At 56.9% G+C, this 793-nt stretch carries 1 protein-coding gene; it reads right to left on the bottom strand.

Going from position 1 to position 793, the window contains the following annotated elements; all coding sequences use genetic code 11:
* Nucleotides 1–793: phage tail tape measure protein (locus C5S62_RS05390; protein WP_104404384.1), on the bottom strand; the 793-nt coding region annotated here is incomplete at both ends.

Below are 793 nucleotides of genomic sequence, written 5' to 3'. Positions count from 1 at the left end.
CGTTGTAGGTGTCCATTATAATACGGCTCTGGTCTATGGCGGTGGTCGTGCCTGTTATGGCCTCCGTCCATTGCTGAACCTTTGGAACGCCCTGCACGAGAGCCATTGCAGCGGCGGAGTTCTCTTTGCCGAACAATTTGCTGAAAAGAGCGTCGTCGGCCATTACGGGTTTGAGTACCTGTAGACGCTCGGCAAGAGACTTTGATTTGTCGGTGAGGTCGTTTACACTTATCCCGGCTGCGGCGAGTTCCTCGTGCACATCCTTTGGCAGAAAGCGGCCTTGCGCGAGTGTAGACATCACGTTGCGCAGAGCCACGCCGCCCTCCGAACCTTTCTTGCCCGCCTTGTCAAGAACCTGTATGGAGGCGTTGGTCTCCTCAAAGGAAACTCCGGCGGCTTTCGCGGCCATACCGCACTGTTCAAGAGCCACCTTGATTGCGGGCAGCTCGGCAGAACCCTCACGTGCGGCAGCGGCCATTGTGTTCATCATTTCCCACATACGGTCGGAGGCCGCAAGAGGATCGTCGAGCGATACGCCGTATTGGTTCATCGCCGTTGTCAGAACCTCGGCTGCGGCGGTCGCATCGCCTTTCATCATCTTGCTAAGAGTTGCGACGTTCTCCCCCATGTGGTTGAGAGCTTCGCCTTTCTTGGTGAGCTCCGGCGAAAGCTGCGACAGCAGCAGTTTGTAGGATTCCACCGATCCGGCGGCAGAGATTCCGAATTCCTTTGCAGAGGAGCGGGCGTATTTTTCAACAATGGCAAGTTCCTCTCCGGCCGCGCCGGATATTGC

Source organism: Prevotella sp. MGM2, assembly GCF_002933955.1.
Taxonomy (GTDB): Bacteria; Bacteroidota; Bacteroidia; order Bacteroidales; family Bacteroidaceae; genus Alloprevotella.
This window is presented reverse-complemented; position numbering and strand designations above follow the sequence as displayed.